This is a genomic window from Streptomyces sp. NBC_01224, from assembly GCF_036002945.1.
Classification (GTDB): Bacteria; Actinomycetota; Actinomycetes; order Streptomycetales; family Streptomycetaceae; genus Streptomyces.
The window spans coordinates 3312779-3331085 of the sequence record NZ_CP108529.1 but is presented as its reverse complement, the minus strand read 5'-3'; the positions used below and the strand labels follow the sequence as shown (position 1 = coordinate 3331085).

At 70.3% G+C, this 18307-nt stretch carries 17 protein-coding genes; 12 read left to right on the top strand and 5 right to left on the bottom strand.

What is annotated here, in order from left to right:
- Positions 1 to 5: 5 nt before the first annotated feature.
- Positions 6 to 1445, top strand: coding sequence for an ATP-binding protein (locus tag OG609_RS14290; protein WP_327273160.1), 1440 nt, complete (start codon positions 6 to 8; stop codon positions 1443 to 1445).
- A gap of 602 nt (positions 1446 to 2047) precedes the next feature.
- Complete coding sequence (locus OG609_RS14285) at positions 2048 to 2278, top strand: hypothetical protein (protein WP_327273159.1); 231 nt, start codon at positions 2048 to 2050, stop codon at positions 2276 to 2278.
- A gap of 197 nt (positions 2279 to 2475) precedes the next feature.
- Here the strand turns inward: OG609_RS14285 and OG609_RS14280 are convergent, their stop codons facing one another.
- Complete coding sequence (locus OG609_RS14280) at positions 2476 to 3273, bottom strand: AfsR/SARP family transcriptional regulator (RefSeq protein WP_327273158.1); 798 nt, start codon at positions 3271 to 3273, stop codon at positions 2476 to 2478.
- A 110-nt stretch (positions 3274 to 3383) separates the two neighbouring features.
- Here OG609_RS14280 and OG609_RS14275 point away from each other — a divergent pair, with 110 nt between their 5' ends.
- From OG609_RS14275 to OG609_RS14250, 6 genes are all read left to right on the top strand, one after another.
- The gene (locus OG609_RS14275) at positions 3384 to 3917 is read left to right on the top strand and encodes a redoxin domain-containing protein (RefSeq protein ID WP_327273157.1); all 534 of its coding nucleotides are present in this window, start codon (positions 3384 to 3386) and stop codon (positions 3915 to 3917) included.
- A gap of 73 nt (positions 3918 to 3990) precedes the next feature.
- Entirely contained in the window at positions 3991 to 4170 is a 180-nt protein-coding gene (locus OG609_RS14270) for a hypothetical protein (protein WP_327273156.1), read from the top strand.
- Between the two features lie 73 nt (positions 4171 to 4243).
- On the top strand, positions 4244 to 4777 hold the full coding sequence (locus OG609_RS14265) for a MauE/DoxX family redox-associated membrane protein (RefSeq protein WP_327273155.1): 534 nt from the start codon (positions 4244 to 4246) through the stop codon (positions 4775 to 4777).
- Positions 4778 to 4792: 15 nt separating this feature from the next.
- Entirely contained in the window at positions 4793 to 5362 is a 570-nt protein-coding gene (locus tag OG609_RS14260; RefSeq protein ID WP_327273154.1) for a TlpA family protein disulfide reductase, read from the top strand.
- On the top strand, positions 5359 to 7191 hold the full coding sequence (locus tag OG609_RS14255; protein WP_327273153.1) for an ABC transporter ATP-binding protein: 1833 nt from the start codon (positions 5359 to 5361) through the stop codon (positions 7189 to 7191). Before OG609_RS14260 ends, OG609_RS14255 begins: the two co-directional genes overlap by 4 nt.
- Positions 7188 to 7670: a S26 family signal peptidase gene (locus OG609_RS14250; RefSeq protein WP_327273152.1), complete on the top strand. Its 483-nt coding sequence runs from the start codon at positions 7188 to 7190 to the stop codon at positions 7668 to 7670. Before OG609_RS14255 ends, OG609_RS14250 begins: the two co-directional genes overlap by 4 nt.
- Before the next feature lie 168 nt (positions 7671 to 7838).
- Here OG609_RS14250 and OG609_RS14245 read toward each other — a convergent pair whose 3' ends face one another.
- Together OG609_RS14245 and OG609_RS14240 are read right to left on the bottom strand one after the other, a co-directional pair.
- On the bottom strand, positions 7839 to 9005 hold the full coding sequence (locus tag OG609_RS14245) for a serine hydrolase domain-containing protein (protein ID WP_442817965.1): 1167 nt from the start codon (positions 9003 to 9005) through the stop codon (positions 7839 to 7841).
- Between the two features lie 264 nt (positions 9006 to 9269).
- Positions 9270 to 10004, bottom strand: coding sequence for a carbonic anhydrase (locus tag OG609_RS14240; protein ID WP_327273151.1), 735 nt, complete (start codon positions 10002 to 10004; stop codon positions 9270 to 9272).
- 1130 nt (positions 10005 to 11134) lie between these two features.
- On the opposite strand from OG609_RS14240, the gene OG609_RS14235 reads away from it, so the two are divergent.
- From OG609_RS14235 to OG609_RS14225, 3 genes are all read left to right on the top strand, one after another.
- Entirely contained in the window at positions 11135 to 11881 is a 747-nt protein-coding gene (locus OG609_RS14235; protein ID WP_327273150.1) for an IPT/TIG domain-containing protein, read from the top strand.
- Between the two features lie 257 nt (positions 11882 to 12138).
- Entirely contained in the window at positions 12139 to 13446 is a 1308-nt protein-coding gene (locus OG609_RS14230; protein ID WP_327273149.1) for an IPT/TIG domain-containing protein, read from the top strand.
- A 133-nt stretch (positions 13447 to 13579) separates the two neighbouring features.
- Positions 13580 to 14080, top strand: a complete 501-nt coding sequence (locus tag OG609_RS14225) for a levansucrase (protein ID WP_327273148.1) — start codon at positions 13580 to 13582, stop codon at positions 14078 to 14080.
- Between the two features lie 88 nt (positions 14081 to 14168).
- Here OG609_RS14225 and OG609_RS14220 read toward each other — a convergent pair whose 3' ends face one another.
- On the bottom strand, positions 14169 to 14702 hold the full coding sequence (locus OG609_RS14220; RefSeq protein WP_327273147.1) for a MarR family winged helix-turn-helix transcriptional regulator: 534 nt from the start codon (positions 14700 to 14702) through the stop codon (positions 14169 to 14171).
- Between the two features lie 39 nt (positions 14703 to 14741).
- Between OG609_RS14220 and OG609_RS14215 the strand changes: the two genes are divergently transcribed.
- Positions 14742 to 15704 (top strand): DMT family transporter, encoded by a 963-nt coding sequence (locus OG609_RS14215; protein WP_327273146.1) that lies wholly within the window; start codon positions 14742 to 14744, stop codon positions 15702 to 15704.
- Here the strand turns inward: OG609_RS14215 and OG609_RS14210 are convergent.
- The gene (locus OG609_RS14210) at positions 15643 to 18270 is read right to left on the bottom strand and encodes a discoidin domain-containing protein (RefSeq protein ID WP_327273145.1); all 2628 of its coding nucleotides are present in this window, start codon (positions 18268 to 18270) and stop codon (positions 15643 to 15645) included. The two genes, OG609_RS14215 and OG609_RS14210, sit on opposite strands and share 62 nt — an antisense overlap.
- Positions 18271 to 18307 lie beyond the last annotated feature (37 nt).

The following is an 18307-nucleotide window of genomic DNA, read 5'->3' as shown; positions in this document are numbered from 1 at the left end:
GCGTCGTGGAGTTTCAAGGTCGGGCCGGAGATCTTGAGCTGCTGGCTGAGCAGTACCGGACAGTGGCAGAGGCGGTTGGAGCCACTCGGGGGCGGGCTGTGATCATGACGGGCCGGCGCCGAGTAGGGAAGTCGCGACTGGTCCAGGAGTTCTGCGACCGCTCGGGAGCGCCGTACGTGGTGTTTCAGGCCACCCGTGGGCGCAACCCTGTGACGGAGCGCGCCGACTTTGCCGCGACGCTCGCGCAGTCGCTACTGCCTGGGGCGGAGCTGGTCGCCGGCCTCCAGGCGCAGGACTGGAACCAGGCCCTGCGCTCTCTGGCGCTCGCGGTACCCGATGACTCGCCCAGCATCGCGGTGATCGACGAGGTGCCCTGGCTGGTCGAGCAGGATCAGGAATTCGAGGGCGCACTCCAGACTGTCTGGGACCGTCACTTGTCCTCCAAGCCCGTGCTTCTGCTGCTGGTCGGCAGCGATACATCGGTGATGGAGGCACTGCAGTCGTACGGACGCCCGTTCTTCGGTCGGGCAGCGAAAATGACCGTCCACCCCCTGAACCTGGCCGACGTACAGGCCATGACCGAACTCGACGCCGCAGGGGCCGTCGACGCCCAGTTGATCACTGGCGGATTCCCCGAGATCGTGCAGTCGTGGCGGCCGGGAATGGGGCGTACAGCCTTCTTGCAGGCGTCGGTCGCCAATCCTCTCTCGCCCCTGCTGGTGGCCGGCGAGCTGTCCCTGCTGGGCGAATTCCCCGAGGCTTCGCACTCACGGGCCGTGCTGGAAGCGGTTGGCAGCGGTGAGCGCACGTTCAGTGCAATCGCAGCCCAGGCCGGCGGCGCCAGCGCTCTGCCGTCCGGCACGCTCTCCCCGCTGCTGGCCATGCTGCAGGCCAAGCGAGTCCTGGCTGCTGATCTCCCCCTGTCGGTCAAGCCGGACAGCAAGAACAAGCGCTACCGGATCGCCGACCCGTATCTGCGGTTCTGGCTGGCGTTCCTGGCACGCGCGATCCCACTCATCGAGCGAGGCCGCGGTGACTTGGCACTGGAACGCATCGAGCGGTCATGGACCAGTTGGCGCGGGCGAGCGGTCGAGCCACTGATCCGCGAGTCCTTGCTGCGTCTGATGCCCAATGATGAGTGGCCCGAGACCGAGGCCATCGGCGGTTGGTGGAACCGTCAGAACAACCCCGAGATCGACCTCATCGGTGCAGACCGCGAGCCGGTGGCCCGGCAGGTGTCCTTCGTCGGGTCGGTCAAGTGGCTGGAGACCCAGCCCTTCGGCCGTCATGAGTACGACGCCTTGGTGCGCGACATGCTCGCCGTCCCCGGTACCGCCCCGGATACTCCACTGGTCGCGGTCTCCCGCTGTGGGGTGACCGGTGATCTGCCGCTCACCGCGCACTGGGGGCCGGAGGACCTCGTACGGGCGTGGCAGCCCCGATAGCCGCGAAGTCCGGGATCTCTCACGTCGTGAATGATCCGGCGGAGCCCCGCACAGGAGCATCGTCAGCAATGCGCTCCGACTCGCACCTTGCGAGATGAGCGCAGCGACGAGGTCTACCTCGGCCGGATCGGCCCCACTGCCTCAACACCCGTATCTTGAGGACCGTCGGCACCAGAACGCGCCCTCTATGCGCTCTGGTCACGGCCGGGATCTGAGGTACGGACCCAGGTCTGCCTCCCGCGCCCCCGGTCCCGTGGAAGCGGAGACCGGACGCCCGCAACTCGCGCGCAGTCAGTTCCTCGTCGCCATGACCCGTGCCCGCGGCCTCCTTCCTGGGGAGTGTGGGCCTGCCCGGGAGGGGGCACACTCGGTGTCGATCCGTCGGCAGGCCGTGGCGTGGCGGGGCGATGCCCGCGGCAGTCCCGGCCGTGGTGGTGGCTACGGCGCGGGGATGATGCCTCCGTCCAGCGCGCCGTGGCGGATGCGCCGTGTCAGGGCGAGCTGTTCGCGCAGCAGGCGCTCGTGTTCGTCCAGCTGTGTCATCGTGTCGGCGATCGCCTGCTGGGTTTCTGACGTGCCGTCACCTGCGGGCTGAACAGGTCATGCGCAGGTTCAAGGCCCTGGACCTGGAGATCTCGCCCGAGAGCCCGAACACGAAGAAGAACGCGAAGGTTTGGGAACAGCGCAACGTCGGCCACGAGGGGGCCACCTACCGTTGCGAGTGGCACGGAGAGCGACTGCGGGACCGCGGCCGGGTGCACTTCTCCCTGCCGATCCCCGGGCACGACGACCGGATCCTGGTCGGGATCCTTGTGGGGCATCTGGCCACCTGAAAGGGGACGGTGACCTCTCTCCGTCGTCGGACACGCGGGTGGTGCGTCGGTCCGTGGTGCTCCGCATGGTAGGGGCGGGGTGCGGTGCTGAGATGGCGCCCCGTGCCGGGATGGCGCTGGGAAATCTGATCCCTCGTCACCCGTCATCACCCCTGCTCACCTCCACCGTGCCGGGTTGGCGGGGATGCGGCGGTGCATCACACGGCGCCCAGGGCGCCGCAGCGGAAGATACGGCGGTCCACGGGATTGCCCCGCAGGATCGCCTCGCGCAGATCCTGCAGCTCGCGGCTCAGATCCAACCCCAGCCGCGCGGTCATTTGTGCTCGCGCCGAGGACAGCACCCGCAGCGCATCCGCGCGACGGCCGCACTCGTAGAGCGTGGCCGCGCGGAAGGCCAAGAGCATCTCGTGTTCCGGATAGTCCTCGGTGAGCCGCGCGAGCTCCGCGGCGAGCGACCAGTAGTTACGCAGCTTGAACTCCGCCGCGACACGCAGCAGTTGCGCCGAGATCAGCAGTTCGCCGAAAGCGGTGCCGACACCTCGGCGTGTCCGCTCGGATGCGACGTCCTCCAGCACCGCCCCCCGCCACTCGGCCAGGGCTAACGAGGCGAGTCGTGAAACCTCCTGCGGCTCGGTGCCCCGCTGAGCCCGGTTGACCAGCTGAGTGAAGCGGTGCAGATCCACCAGCTGCGGATCGCCGGTCAGGGTGTACGTCGAACCGCTCCGCACCAGCCGCACCGACCCGTCGCATCCGCCCTGGCGAAGGCTCGCCCGCAGCCGGCAGACATTCACATACAGATCGGCCCGGGACCGCGGTCGTTCGTCCTCGTCCGACAGCAGCTCGATCAGCCGGTCCATCGGGAGTGGCCGGCCCATCTCCAGCAGGAGCAAACCCAGCAGCAGACGCTCGCGGCGGCGACCGATGGCTCTGGGGTGTCCGTCGACGGTCCACTCAACTCTGCCCAGCACTCGAAAATGCGACCCCGTGGCAAGCATGGCGGCAATGATGCTCAGCTCGTCATGTTCCTGGCAAGGTCTTGGCATCCTCCCGACAGGCCTCATCTATCACACTGCTCCCCCGTGCAACCGCGCCAGGGGGTCGAAACTTGCCTTACGTCATTGCCGGTCTGGTGCTCGTCGGAGCCGTCGCCCTGCTCAACCTCGTCCTGCTCATGGTCATCCTGCGCCGCTGGCAGGAGCTCGAAGTCGTACGCCGACGCGCCGACTTCGCGGCCCAGGGGCCGCAACCCGGTGACGGATTCCCGGACTTCACCGCCATCGCGCTCAGCGGCCGGACCCTGACCCAGGACGACTTCCGCTCCGGGGAACTGCTGCTGGGTGTCTTCTCCCACGACTGCCCGTCCTGCACCGACAGCCTCCCCGACTTCGCCGAACGGGCCGACCGGGCCCGGGCAGCAGGCGGCCGGGTCCTGGCCCTGGTGATCGGCGCCGAAGCCGGCGAGAGCAGCCTGACCGCCCAACTCGTGGGGCCGGCGGACGAAGTGGTGCCGGGGCCCGAGGCGTCACCACTGTTCGGCGCCCTGCGCGTCCCTGCCTTCCCCACGATCCTCAGCTACCAGGACGGCGTTGTCGCCGCTCCCTCCGCCGCCGGCCGCGAACCGGTATCGGCGGCCTCCTGAACCCCGGTGCGACCGCGGACCGCGGTCGCACCGCGGAGTACGCACATCCCATCCACACAGGAAGAGGAGAACCATGCGCACACTCAAGGCCGGTGCGGGCCGCCTGATCGAGCGGATTCTGCCCAAGGCCGAAGCCGAGGCCGGCTGCCCGCCGGACTGCTGGACCGAGTGGAGCACCAGCGCCCAGCGGTGCCGCCGCTGCTGCTACACGGGCGCGTGCGGGGTCAGCTGCGGCAGCTGGGACTACTGCTGAACAACCACGGGGCGGGCCGCGTGCGGCTCGCCCCGTGCCCGCCGGCCCAGGACCCATTCTTTCGGAGTCACCCTTGTCCGACCTGCTGCTCGTCTGCCGCCTGACCCTGATCTGCGTGCTGGCCGTGGCCGGCCTCGCCAAGCTGCGCGACCGCCGCCGATTCGCCACGGCACTGGGCGACCTCACCTACCTGCCGGCCGCCGCCCGGCCGGCTCTCGCCCTCCTGGTGCCCGCGGCCGAGCTCATCGCCGCCGTGCTCCTCGCCCTGCCCCGGACGCTCACCGCGGGCCTGGCCGTCGCCGTCGCCCTGTGCGCGGCATTCAGCGCCGTCGCCGTCACCACCATGCGGCGCGGCAGCTCCGCCGGCTGCCCCTGCTTCGGCAGCAGGACCACTGTGCCCATGGGCCCCTGGCATGTCGCCCGCAACGCCACACTCACTGTGCTCGCCCTCCTCGGCGGCGCCATCGCCCTCACCCACGGCACCACCTCCCCCCTCAACGCCCCTGCACTCGCGCTCGCCGTCGCCGTGGCCGTCTATCTCACCGCGTTCGCCGTCTTCACCGACGACCTCGCCTTCTTCTTCTCCGCCCGCACCGGCCAACGCTGAAAGGACGATCACAGAGTGAGCTACGCCATCACCGGCCTCGCCCTTCTCGCCGCGGTCACCCTCGTCAACGCCCTCCTCACCTTTGCGGTCATCAAACGCTGGCGCGCCACGGTGGCCGCCCCCGCCCCGGCCGCCCCCGCCCCGGCCGCCGCGGCCTCGGGGCCGCCGGCCCTTGCCGTACACGAAGGTGACCGCACCCCCGCTTTCACCTTGCACACCCCCCGAGGCGAAGTCAGCGAATCCACCCTGGCCGGGCACCCCGTCCTCATCTGTTTCCTTCGCCCCGACTGCGGGCCCACCAGGGAAAGCCTTCCCGAGATCCATCGGTGGGCCGAGGCGAACACCCCGTCAGGCGCGCATCTCGTCGCCGTCATCAGCGGACGGCCCCCCGAAGCCGGGCCCCTGCTCGAAGCAGTCGGCCCGCTCACCGAACTCACCGCCACCGAACCCCCGAACGGTCCCGTAGCCGGCGCCTTCGGCGTACGCCACCACCCCACCTTCGTCCTCCTCGACGCCGACGGGACCATCGCAGAGACAGGCATCGGCCAAGGTTCCCTGCCCGCGCTCAACCTCCTCACCGCATGAGCGGGCAGTCCACCTCCCGCACGGCCGAATTCCTGCGGGGCCTCACCGCCGTACTCGCCCTCACGCTGCGGTCCTGCCCCGGGGCCCTCGCCGTCCGCATCGCCACCGTCGTCATCGCGGGTACAGCCCCCGTAGCCGCCTCCTGGCTGCTCAAGTACGTGGTCGACAGCCTCACCGCGGATGAATTCCGCGCCTCGGACCTCAACTGGGCCGCGGCCGGTATCGGCCTGCTCACCGTCCTCCTGGCCGCCGCCTCAGCCATCTCCTCCTACGCCGACGGCCGCATCCGCCGCGCCACCTCCACCCGGGCCCAGAGCGACCTGCTCACGGCTGTCAACCGGCTCAGCGGTCTGTCCAAGCTCGAACAGCCCGCCTTCCACGACCGCGTCCAACTCGCCATCCAAAGCGCGCAGGGGGCCGAGCGACTCGTCGGTGCAGCACTCCAGGGCGCCCAGGGAGTCCTCACCCTGGCGGGCTTCCTGGGAAGTCTCCTGCTCATCAGCCCCACCCTGGCCGCCGTCCTCATCGCCGCGGCCGTTCCGGCCCTCTTCGCCCACCTGGCCAACAGCCGGCATCGCGCGGACATGTTCTGGCGCACCAGCAACCTCGCCCGCCGCCAGATCTTCTACCGAGGGCTCCTCACCGACACTCAAGCGGCGAAAGAGATCCGCCTCTACGGCCTCGGCGGCTACTTCGCGCAGCGCATGCGTACCGATCTCGACAGCATCAACCGGCAGGAGGAACGCCTCGACCGCCGCCTCGTCACCTACGAGACGGCCCTCGCTGTCCTCGGAGCCGGCGTCTCCACCGGCGCACTCGTCTGGGGCGTGCACCAGGCCGCCGCCCACGCCCTCACCGCCGGTGACGTGTCCCTCCTCGTCGCCGCCCTCGCCGGCATGCAGACGGCACTCATCGGCCTGGTGGGGTGCATCGCCCAAAGCCACCAGACGGCCCTGCTGTTCAGCCACTACCTTCATGTCACCCAGGTCCGGGACGACCTCCCGGCCCCGGCCGCCCCGATCGCCCCACCGCCCCTGAGCCACGGCCTCGAACTCCGGGACGTCTGGTTCCGCTACTCCGACGACGGACCGTGGATCCTCCGCGGAATCAGCCTGACCATCCCGCACGGCACCAGCCTGGCCATCGTCGGTCTCAACGGGGCCGGCAAGAGCACCCTCGTCAAACTGCTGTGCCGCCTCTACGACCCGCAGCGGGGCAGCATCCACTGGGACGGCATCGACCTCAAGGACTTCCCTGCGGACCAGCTGCGCCGGCGAGTCAGCGTTGTCTTCCAGGACCCGATGGAGTACGACCTCACCGCCGGGGAGAACATCGGCCTCGGTGACCTCGGCTCTCTCCACGACCACGGGCGCATCCACGCCGCCGCCGCCGACGCGGACATCCACACCGCCCTCGCCTGCCTCCCTCAGGGGTACCACACCATGCTCAGCCGGATGTTCTTCCCCGACGACACCGAAGACACCAGCCCCGGCGTCCAGCTGTCGGGCGGCCAGTGGCAGCGCCTCGCGCTCGCCCGGGCCCTGATGCGTTCCGAACGGGATCTCATGATCCTCGACGAACCCAGCACCGGCCTCGACGCGGTCGCCGAACGCCACGTCCACGACCGGCTCACCTCACTGCGCCAGGGCGCGACGAGCATCCTCGTCTCCCACCGCCTCAACACCGTCCGAGCCGCAGATGCCATCGTCGTCATCGCCGACGGAACCGTGCAGGAGGCAGGCACCCACGAACAGCTCATGACCGCCCACGGCACCTATGCCGAGCTCTTCACCACGCAAGCCGAAGGCTACGAGGAGACCGTCCGGTGACCGCCGCAGCCCCGGTGCTCCTCGCCCTCTCAGGACTCCTCGTCCTCGTCGCAGCCCTGTTGCTGGCGCGTGGGCGGCTGGTGGCCGTGACCGTCCGCGGACACAGCATGTCGCCGACCCTCATGCCCGGCGACCGGATCCTCATGCTCCGCGGCAGACGCCGTGCCGCCACGGGCCGGGTGGCCGTCGTCGTCGCACCCCACCCCGAGCACGGCTGGCACTCTCCCACGGGCACCACGCCCGACTCGTGGTACGTCAAACGCATCGTCGCCGTCGCCGGAGAGCCCGTACCGCACTGGGCCGGCCGATGCCCCGGTACCCACGTGCCGCCGGGCATGCTCGTCCTCCTGGGCGAGAAGCCGGGCTCGATGGACTCCAAACAGTGGGGCTACTGCCCCGAGGACAAGCTCATCGGAACTGTCCTGTTCCGCCTGCGGGCCGCTGCGGCTTCCGGTGCACCTTCTTCGCTTCCTTCTTGAGGCCGGGACGTACCGTACTGGGACGGTGCTGGGACGGCCCGCGTCAGAACGACATCGGTGCAGGTGGCAGTTGTGTGCTCGGCACGTCTTTCACGGCACCGTGACTGTTGCTGCCGTACGTCTCCGGCTCCGCTCCTGACTCGCCGGACGGTCCCCAGGAGGCGAGGTTCAGCGGCACAGGGCCCTGTCCACGACACTGTCGACACGCTCCCTGGCTGCCTCGTCGGTCAGCTGAACGGTCACCGCGACGTTGGCGGCGCGGCCGTCGTCGGTGGCCCCGCCCCGGGTTTCGTATCCCGGGAAGCTACCGCCGTGGCCCCAGTAGACGCCGCCGCACGGCAGCGGCATGCTCACGATCCCCAGTCCGTAGCGGGCGCCGGGACCAAAGGTGCTTTCAGCGGGGACGGTGGTGCGCATCTGGGCGAGCTGGGCCGCCGGGAGGAGGCGGCCGGCCAGGAGCGCGGTGAAGAACCGGTTGAGGTCGGAGCCGGTGGAGATCATCTGACCTGCCGCCCAGCCCCAGGAGGGGTCCATTTCCGTGACGTCGCGCAGAGGCGCGCCGACCGAATCCCTGTAGTAGGCCTTGGGATGGGGTTCTCGGATGGTCACGTCACCGGGGGCGGGAAAGTAGGTGTGGCGCAGCCCGATGCGTTTGATGACGCGCTGGTCCATCTCCTCGGCGAGCGGCCGGCCGGTGACCTTCTGGACGATCAGGCCGGCCAGTATGTAGTTCGTGTTGCTGTATTCCCATTTCGTCCCGGGGGCGAAGTCGGCCTTGTGCTGGAGAGCGATGTCGAGGAGCTCGCGGGGTTCGAAGTACCGGACGTCGTCCCCGAGGTAGTTGGTGTAGTTGGGAAGTCCGCTGGTTTGCTGCAGGAGCTGACGGACGGTGATGCGGCGTCCGTCGATCCCCTTTCCGCGTACGAGGCCCGGCAGATAGGTGTCGACCGTGGCGTCGAGGCGGATCTTCCCCTTATCGACCAGTTGCAGCACGACCACCGCGGTGAACACCTTGGTGTTGCTGCCGATCCGCACCTGACCGTCCTTGGGTACTACCGAGCCGGTGGCCAGGTCGCCCACCCCTGCGGTGTAGGTACGGGTGCGGCCCTCACGGTCCTTGACGCTCGCCAGCCCGGCGGGCAGGCCATCGGTGTGCACCAGCGCGCTCAGGCCCTGCTGGACGGTGTCCGGCCTGGCGGCAGCGGACGCCGCGGGCGGCGCCAGGACACCCATCGTCATGACGCCCACGGCCACCGCGGCCGCGGCCGGCACGGCTCTGCGCCGACCGCCCCACCGCCCGGAGGAACGAAACCTCTGCCACGCCTGCTCACGCACGAGCCAACTCCTACGGAATCATTGGGAAACCAGCGGTATATGCCGGGCCCAGCATGTCCGGATGCGACCGCCCGGGGCGATCCTGCTACCCGCCCAGCTCCGGGTGGGGCTAGCCCCCCGGTGCGCTCAGCCGATGGAGAACGGGGGGATGAATACCCTGGCCGCGGTGGCGGCGTCAGGGCTTTCAGCTGCTTCGGGCCATCAGCGAGGCGGCCGTGCTCGTCCTCACCAGCCTGACAACGCACGTTCGTCCCGTCCGACCGGTCAGGAGGGCGCGCCGGCCAGGACTTCCACCTTGCCGGTGTCGAGCGAGTAGTAGGCGCCGACCACGGCAAGGGCGCCCCTTCCCACGAGTGGGGCCAGGTCCTGGTTGGAGCGCAGGTCGGCCGCGGTCAGCTTGACCTGGGCGCGGGCCATGGTCTCGACCGGATCGGCACCGCCTTCCCGGACTGCCTGGTCGTACGCCGGCCGCAGAGCCTTGGCGATCGCCTCCAGGTTGCCGGGCAGCGGATTGCCGTCACGGATGGAGTTGTACGCCGCCTCGACGGCACCGCACCGCTGATGCCCGAGGACCACGACGAGCGGAGTGCCACTCGTCATGGGCCCGTACTCCACGGAACCTGTGACCACCGGGCCGACCGCCTCCCCGCCCGTGCGCATCACGTAAAGGTCACCCAGCCCCGTATCGAAGAGGAGTTCAGGCGGCACCCGGGAGTCGATGCACGAAAGGATCGCCCCGAAAGGCTCCTGCTTCTGGGCTACGAACTGGCGCCGGTTCGGATCCCGGTCGGGATGTCGGAGGTCTCCGCTCACCCAGCGCTTGTTGCCGTCCATCAGTCTCGTGAATGCCGCGGCGGGCGTGGTCGGCCGCGCTTCCGGCGAAGTGCTGGTCGCCAATGGGGTGGCGCTCGTCGATGAGCACCCCGCAAGCGCGACCGAGGCGACCACGAGTCCGCCGGCGAGCAGAGCTCTGCGATCCGGATGTCCCGCTCTGTCCATCGGTCGTTCCCCTCAGTCTGCTGAGATGCGTCCGTACGTCCTGACCCGGGTGATTGTTCAGCGCGGTGGGGGAGCCCGACGGCAGGCGCAAGCGGGCGTGGGCTGCTTTGCCACCGACGGCCCAGAGAACCGGCTCGGGCGGCGGCATGAGCGCCTGATTCGCGAGGCGGGCCTGCAAAGTGTGAGCCGACTCCGGCCCCGGCAAATCCGGCGGGGGCAGAGCCATCGCCGCCCCAGCCCGGGGCGGCGGGGCGTGGCCAGGATGCGGACGGCAATGTCTCGCGAGTTTTCCGAGGCTCGGCCTGAGCCCCTTGCCTGCTTTCGCGCCGGCTTTTACGGCACTGCGGTGTGTGTGCTCATTGCCGGGAACCGGTCAGTCGCGTGGTGGTTCCCGGGGGGCGCGTGGTGGGAGAGGCGGCGGATTCGAATCCCCCCGGCGGGCCGATCGATCCGCCCCTGTGCGCTCGTCCGTTCAGGTGGCTATCCGGCAGGATGCTTGTGTCATATTTCATTCGTATGGGTCACTTGGGTGACCGAACCGGTGGGCCGCCCATCCCTCTCCGGGGGAGCGCGGAACCGTTCTGTTCGCCGACCGTCCCTGTGTGACGGGCCTCGGCATCGTTTGCTCCGGACGGCCGCGATGGGCGCCCCTGTGGAGGACTTGGATCCGACCAGTCGCCCCTGCCAGGTAGCGGCAGGGGCTGGTGCGACAGCCCCCGGCCTCTGCAAGGGAGCGGTGCGCGAGCCATTCGCGCACACCGAGTACCTCGTCATCGAGGCCACAAGCGTGGCCGCGGACTCTGCGACCCGCGTGCGGTTTGCCGCCGTGAACGAGTCGACATCAGCCGCGTGAACGCCTCGGCCTCATTGCGGACAGTGCGATGGCTGTCGGTTCATCACCGCGAGGGCGGCCCGGCTCGTACGGAGCGGCGCCCGCGGCGGGCCGGCCACGGCGTCCGGGGCCGGCGGCCCGCGACACGGCTCATCACGGCTCCGAGCACCCTGCGCGAGGACGGCCGGGCCCGACAGCGGCCCGGTGGTCCAGGTCCTGGCCATGGGGCTTGAGTCGAACTCGGCTCGGAGTCAACTCCCGTATTCGGGAGTTCAGTTCAAACACACGGAGGACGACCATGCCAATCAGTCCGAACCAGGGCTCCACCGGTGGCGGTACCACCGTCACCGTCACGGGAACCAACCTCACGGGCACCACCGCTGTGCTCTTCGGCACCAAGCCGGCGACCGGCGTCACCAACGTCTCGCCCACCCAGGTCACCGCTGTCTCGCCGTCCGGCTCCGGCACGGTCGGCGTGACGGTGACCACCCCGGGCGGAACCAGCAACCCGGTCCCGTTCTTCTATGTCGGCGCCCCGTTCAAGTCCGGTCTGAGCGTGAGCTCGGGCGCCACCGCGGGCGGCAACAACATCGTCATCAGCGGCACCGGCCTGTCCACCGCCACGGGGGTGACATTCGGCGCCAACACCGTCACGCCGACGGTGCTGTCGGACAGCCAGATCAGTGTCGTCGTGCCCGCGGGTGCGGCAGCCGGGCCGGTGGGCGTCAGTGTGACGACCGCCGGAGGCACCAACAACGGTCTGTCGTACACGTACATCGACGTCCCGACCATCACCGGGGTCACTCCGGCTTCCGGACCGGCGTCCGGCGGAACCGCGGTGACCATCACGGGTACCAACCTGACCTCGACGACCCAGGTCACGTTCGGCTCGGTGCCGGCACCGTTCTCGGTCATCAACGCGACGACGGTGTCCGCCGTCACCCCACCCGGCGCCGTCGGTGCGGTCGACGTCGATCTCTCCAACCCTGCGGGTACGGCCACGGACGTCGGCGCCTTCACCTACGTGACAGGCCCCGGCATCTGATCCGTCACGGCTGCGGCACCGGCTGCCGACGCGGAACAGCGCCCGGCGCCGGTACCGCCTCCGGATGCATGACGCCCGTCCCGGCCCGGGATATTCCGCGCCCGGCCGGGCGGGCGACCCACTCGGCACCACTCGCTCAGCGCCGCCCGGCCAGGAGGTCCGGGCGGCGCCCCGAACACCACATTCCGATCTCCGCATCCCGTCCACAACGTCCCGATCACATCCCGCAGATCACGTCACCCGACAGGAGAACGGCTTTGGAGAGCTCCGACAGCGCGACGCCCCGCGCTACGCGACCGTCGACGGCCGCGGCGGCCCCCGTAATCACCGCGAGCGGCCCTTTCTCGGGGCTCGCCGGAACGGTCGTCACACTGACCGGCACCGGATTCACCGGCGCGACCGCGGTCACCTTCGGCGGTACTCCCTCCGCTTCGTTCACCGTGGTGTCCGCGACCGCGATCGCCACGGTCGCCCCGGCCGGTGCGGGCACCGGACAGATCGCGGTGACCACGCCCGATGGAACCAGCAACGGCATTGGCTTCACCTACACGATCGCGACGCCCGCGATCAGTTCCGTCGTCCCCAACCAGGGTTCGGTCGAGGGCGGGAACACGGTCACATTGACGGGAACCGACTTCACCGGGGCCACCGCGGTTCATTTCGGTACCGTGGCCGCCGCGTTCCTTGCCGTCTCCGCGACGCAGGCCACCGCGGTCGCCCCCGCCGCGCCCGTCGGCACCGTCAACGTCACGATCACCACTCCGGGCGGCACCAGTGCCGGGATCCCCTATACGTATGTCGCCGCTCCGGTGCTGAGCAGTGTGACTCCGGCCCAGGGGCCACTCGTGGGCGGGAACAGCATCACCTTGTCCGGGACCGGCTTCACCGGAACGACCTCCGTTCGCTTCGGGGCGAACGCGGCGAGTTCGTTCACCGTCGTCTCGGCGACCCAACTGACGGCCGTCGTCCCCACCGGCGGCCCGGGTCCGGTTGCCGTCACGGTCACCACGCCCGCTGGTACCAGCACCCAGGCCGTCTCCTACTACTACCTCGCCGCACCGGTGATCAGCGGCGTCACCTCCGGGTCCGGGCCTGTGGGCGGTGGCATGCCCGTGACGCTGACCGGTGTGAATTTCCTCCAGGCCACGGTGGTTCGCTTCGGTGCGACGGCGGCGACCCCATACACCATCTTCTCGTCCACGGAGATCAGAACGGTATCGCCGCCCGGTGCCGCCGGCACGGTCCCGGTCACCGTCACCACGCCCGGTGGCACGAGCAACGGTGCGGCCTACGTATATCTGGGTGCCCCGGTCGTCAGTGGTCTGGTACCCAACCAGGGGCCGTTGGCAGGCGGAAACACATTGACTCTCACCGGCGTCGGACTGACGTATGCCACCGCAGTACTGTTCGGGGCCGTGCCGGTCGGCTTCACCGTGGTCTCCGACACCCAGATGACAACCACGGCACCGCCCGGCGTGGCGGGCGCGGTCACCGTCAGGGTCGTCACCCCCGGTGGCACCAGTGTCGGCGTTCCTTACACCCGACTTGGCCCACCCGGCGTCTGAGCGGTCCGGGACGCAACTTGAGGAGAGATGCCGGCCGGTGTGGGCGGGGAAGCGGCTCGACGGGCAGGCCGGTCGGCTCGGCGAACGGTTCGGTGGGTTTCCGAGGGAGCCCGACCCGTGGACAATCGCGGCCATGAGTGAAGAGTCGATACGGAACTACCTGGCCGCGGTCGAGAGCCGACTGGCGGCCGACGGCTGCGCCCCGCGCTGGGAGGACTGGGCCGGGGTCCCTGTGCTCGTCGGGCGGCGGGCGGACTTCCGGATGCGGTGGGCGGCCACCAATCTGCATCTGTTCACCGTGGCCGCCGCCGTGCCCGAGGTCACCGTGCCGGTCATCGACGCGTTCACCACGCAGGTGCTCGCGTATGCCAAGAAGAACAAGGGCGGCCTGCCCGTGGGGATGCAGACCGGCGTCGCGTCCTTCCCCGTCCTGGTCAGCGACCGGATCGATCCGGCCGCCATGGCGTGGGCGGAGGAGAAACAGCGCAATCGGTTCGCCTGCTTCGCGCGGCCGGTCGTCGTCGACAGCGCGCAGGGCTACGTGGGCATGTACCGGGGGAAGCCGGCCCTGGGGCGGGCCTACGCCTCGCATCTGATCGAGAAGGGTGCCCGCTACTTCCAACCGCAGGGCTGAACCGCCGGGTTCAGGGGCGTTTCAGCCGGCGCTGTGCCGTGGGGTGTTCTCGAGCCGGTTCGCCGTGTGGCGGGGATCAAGTGCGGTCTCATGCGCCGTGCGGCGGCTCCACGCGGCCCAGCCACCCGGTCAGAAGCACCTCCAGTTGTGCCGCTTCCTCCGCTGACAGGGCGTCCAGGAGGCGGCGTTCGTTGCGCATGTGCTCGGCGAAGGCCTGGTCGATCAGCTTCCGTCCCGCGTGGGTGAGTGCGACCACCCGGCCCCGGCCGTCGCCGGCCGAGCGGCGGCGGGTGACGAGGCCGTCCCGTTCCAGGCGGTCGATCCGCTTGGTCATCGCCCCCGTGGTGACCATGGTGTGCACCGCCAGCTCCCCCGGGGCCCGTTCGTACGACTCTCCCGCACGGCGCAGCGCGGCCAGCACGTCGAACTCGCCCTCGCTCAGGCCGAACCGCCGGTAGACCACGCAGAGTTGCTCCGTGAGCATTCCGGCCAGGCGGTGGAGCCGGCCGATCACCCCCTGGGGGCTCACGTCGATGTCAGGTCGCTCCCGGGCCCACTCGGCCTGGATGCGGGCGATGTGGTCGAGGGGCGGGGGAATGGGCGGGGTGGTGTCGGGCTGCATGGGTTCACTGTAGCTTCCTTGGAAGGCATAATAACTTCCATGGAAGCTACTTTGCGATGGACCCTGATCACGGCGATCGCACCCGTCGCCTGGGGTACCAACTACTTCGTCACCCACGCCGTTCTGCCCGCCGATCACCCCCTGTACGGGGCCGCGATCAGGGCCCTGCCGGCCGGGCTGCTGCTTCTGGCCGTACGCCGGGAACGGCCGCGCGGTGCCTGGTGGTGGAAGTCCCTGGTGCTCGGAGCCCTCAACATGGGCGGGTTCTTCGCCCTGATCTACGTAGCCGCTCAGCTGCTCCCGACCAGCACCGCCTCGACGGTCATGGCGACCTCACCGCTGGTGATGATGCTGATCGCCTGGGCGTTGCTCGCCGAGCGCCCACGCCTGCTGCCGCTGGCCGGTGCCGCCGTCGGTCTCGGCGGGGTGTGTCTCATGCTGCTCACCGGGACGGCATCGATCGACCTGCGCGGAGTGCTCGCCTCCGTCGCCGCGATGCTCATGTCGTCCCTCGGCTATGTCCTGGTCAAGCGGTGGGGCGCCGAGGTCGACGTGCTCGCCTCCACCGCCTGGCAACTGATCGCGGGAGGGCTTCTGCTGCTGCCCCTCGCCGCCCTCGTGGAGGGCGCGCCACCCGCACTCGACGTCCCGGCCGCCCTCGGATTCGGCTACGTCACCGTCGTGGCGACCGCGCTCGCCTTCGCCGCCTGGTTCGCGGGCCTGCGCCATCTGCCCGCCGCCACGGTCGGCCTGGTCGGACTGCTCAATCCGGTGACGGGCGTGCTGCTCGGCACGGTGATCGCCGGTGAGTCGCTCACTCTCCGGCAGCTCTGCGGACTGGCGCTGGTGCTGGCCGGGATCCTCCTCGGGCGACCGGTGGGCGGGCGGAAGGTGCGACGCGCTCCGGCGGTCGGCGAGGCATCCGGCCGGGCAGCCGCCCCTAGGGCTGCACGACCTCCAACTCCCGTACCCCCACCGGCTTCTCCGCGTTCTCCGAAGTGACCGTCAGCCGCACCTGACGGGCCGTCGCCCCCGACCGGTACGGCTGCCAGTCAGTGCCGTTCACCGATGTCTCCAGGCGGTAGGAGGAGAAGCGCGCGTCCGTCCACTCCGGCTCGACCGAGGTCACCGGGGCCGCGCGCCCCAAGTCCACCGTCAGCGCGCCCGTCGCGCCGTCCGGGGACCAGGACGTGGCCGGGCTGCCGTCCACCGCGGCGGCGGCGTACAGGCCGCGGGTCTCGGAGGTCGCCGTCGCCGGGCGGCAGCGGGCCGCGTCCGTCGTCCGGGCGAGGTCGGGGCGGCGGGTGGCGAGGGCGAGCGTGCCGGTGAGGAGGCGGGGGCCGGTGGGGGTGTGAACGGTGAAGGGGGCGCCGGAGATCAACCGGACCGTCGTCGTCAGGGGACCGATCGCGATGTCGTACGTACGGCCCCGGTAGCGCAGCCCCGTCAGAGTGACGCCCTTTCCCAGCTGCGGCGGCAGCAGAGGATCGAGGCGCACCCCGTCCTCCCGCAGCCGAAGACCCGTCAGACCGTGCGAGAAGACCTGGAGGAATCCGCCCTTCCCGGTGAGGAAGTCCTGTGCGGGGGAGCCCGACAGCGGGTCCTGCGCGCCCGCTTTCGCGCCCCGGGCCTCGCTGAACAGGGCGTACGGGCCGCGCATGAACGGGCGCACGGCGCGCTGGAGATAGGTGTACGTCGCGCAGCCGGCCTCCCCGATCGTGGCGGCGACGATCGCATGGACCGAGTCCGTCATCGCCGGGCCGTCCGGGTCGGTGCGGGCTGCGTAGTAGTCGAGCGTGGACGCCCGGGCGCCCGGCTCCATCGGCCACTCGAGCGGGTAGATCAGCAGCACCGTGTCGGCCTGTTTGATCGTCGAGCCGTTGTAGCCCGCGTACTGGAGGAAGAGTTTCCGCTTCGGGTCGTACGGGATGCGCAGACCGTCCGCGACCCGCGTCCACTCGGCCGGTGCCGGGTGCCCGAGCAGTTGCGCCGCGCGGGTGGCATTGCGCAGGGCCGTGGCCGCGACCGCGTTGGTGAAGACCCCGTCGGTGACGCCGTTGCTGTACTCGTCGGGGCCCGCGACGTCCTTCACCGAGTAGCTGCCGTCTCCGTTCGCGATGGCCCGCGAGGCCCAGAAGTCGGCGATCCCCTGAAGCAGCGGCCAGCCGTGCCCGGCCAGCCAGTCGCGGTCCCCGGTCGCCAGGTAGTACTGCCAGACCGCGAGCGAGATGTCGCCCTGGAGGTGGTTCTGGGTGAGGCAGTGCGGGGGGTCCCAGCTCTGGCACTCGGTCCAGAGGTTGCCCTTGCTCGCGCTCGTCCACGGGTAGAACAGCCCCCGGAATCCCAGCTTCTGGGCGTTGGTACGGGCAGCTCCGCGCGTGCGGTAGCGGTACTCGACGACGGAGCGGGCCAGTTCGGGGTGGGTGGCGAGCAGCGCCGGGTACATCCAGGTCTCGGCGTCCCAGAACACCAGGCCCGCGTAGTTGTCACTGGTCAGACCGGTCGGAGCGATGCTGTCGCGGGACCCGGTCCGGGTGGAGGCGAGCAGTCCGTACTGCGCCGACCGCAGCCACTTCTGCAGCTCGGGACTGTCCGGCACGGAGATGTCGGCCGCCCAGGCCTGTCGCCAGGCGGCGGCATTCCCGGCGAGGACACCGGACCAGCCGCGCCGGGCCGCGCGCCGGGACGCCTCGCCGGCGGCTGTGCGCGGGGCGGACGAGGTGAGCGCGGTGTCCACTCCGACGTACTTCTCGAAGGTGTACGTGCGCCCGTTGCGCACCCGGACCGTGCTGCGTACCCGGTCGGTGCCGCGTACCTGCGCCGACGTCGATCCGCCGGTGCGCATCGTCTGGACGATCGCGCCCGCCGTCCCGGTGCCCCGCGTGCGGAACGTTCCGTCGTCTTTGAGCGTGATCCGGCGTGCGCCCCGCGGGTCGAGGCGGCCGGTGACGGTCGCCGTACCGCTCCAGTGCGGTGTCATGCGCAGCCGCACGGCGCCGGTGTGCACATCGGACCGGTCGGCGAGCACCTCGTACGTCAGGTCCGTCGTGCGCCCGTCGGCCGTGGTCCAGCGCAGCGACGTACGTACCAGGCCGCAGCGCAGGAACACCGTCTGGTGGTAGTGCGAGACCCGGCCCGCAGGCGTGGCCGAACCGTAGGTCTCGTTGCCGACGCGTACATCGAGCGTCGTCCAGCTCGGCAGCGCGGCGATCACCTCGCGGCCGGCCGCGAGGTTCTTGTCGCGCCCGAACAGGCCGGAGACGAAGGCGCCGTCGTAGCGCGGAGTGAACAGCGGCCAGCCCGTCTTCCCGCCCGAGGCGGCATAGCCGGCGCCCGGGGCGGGCACTCGATGGGCCAGATATCCGTTTCCGACATAGGGGTCGTAACCGGCGGCCTCACCGAACCGGTGGGAGGTCGGCGCCCAGGCGGGGTCGGTGTCCCGGCCGCAGGCCGTGGACGAGGGCGGGAGGGGAGCGGCGGCGTACGAGAGGGGCGGCAGCGGTGCGATCAGGGCGCCCGCGACCAGAGACGTCAGGGACGTGAGGAGACAGAGGCGCGAGAGGCTCACCGTATGAAGGTATGGACGCGCGCGCCGAGCGGCGGCG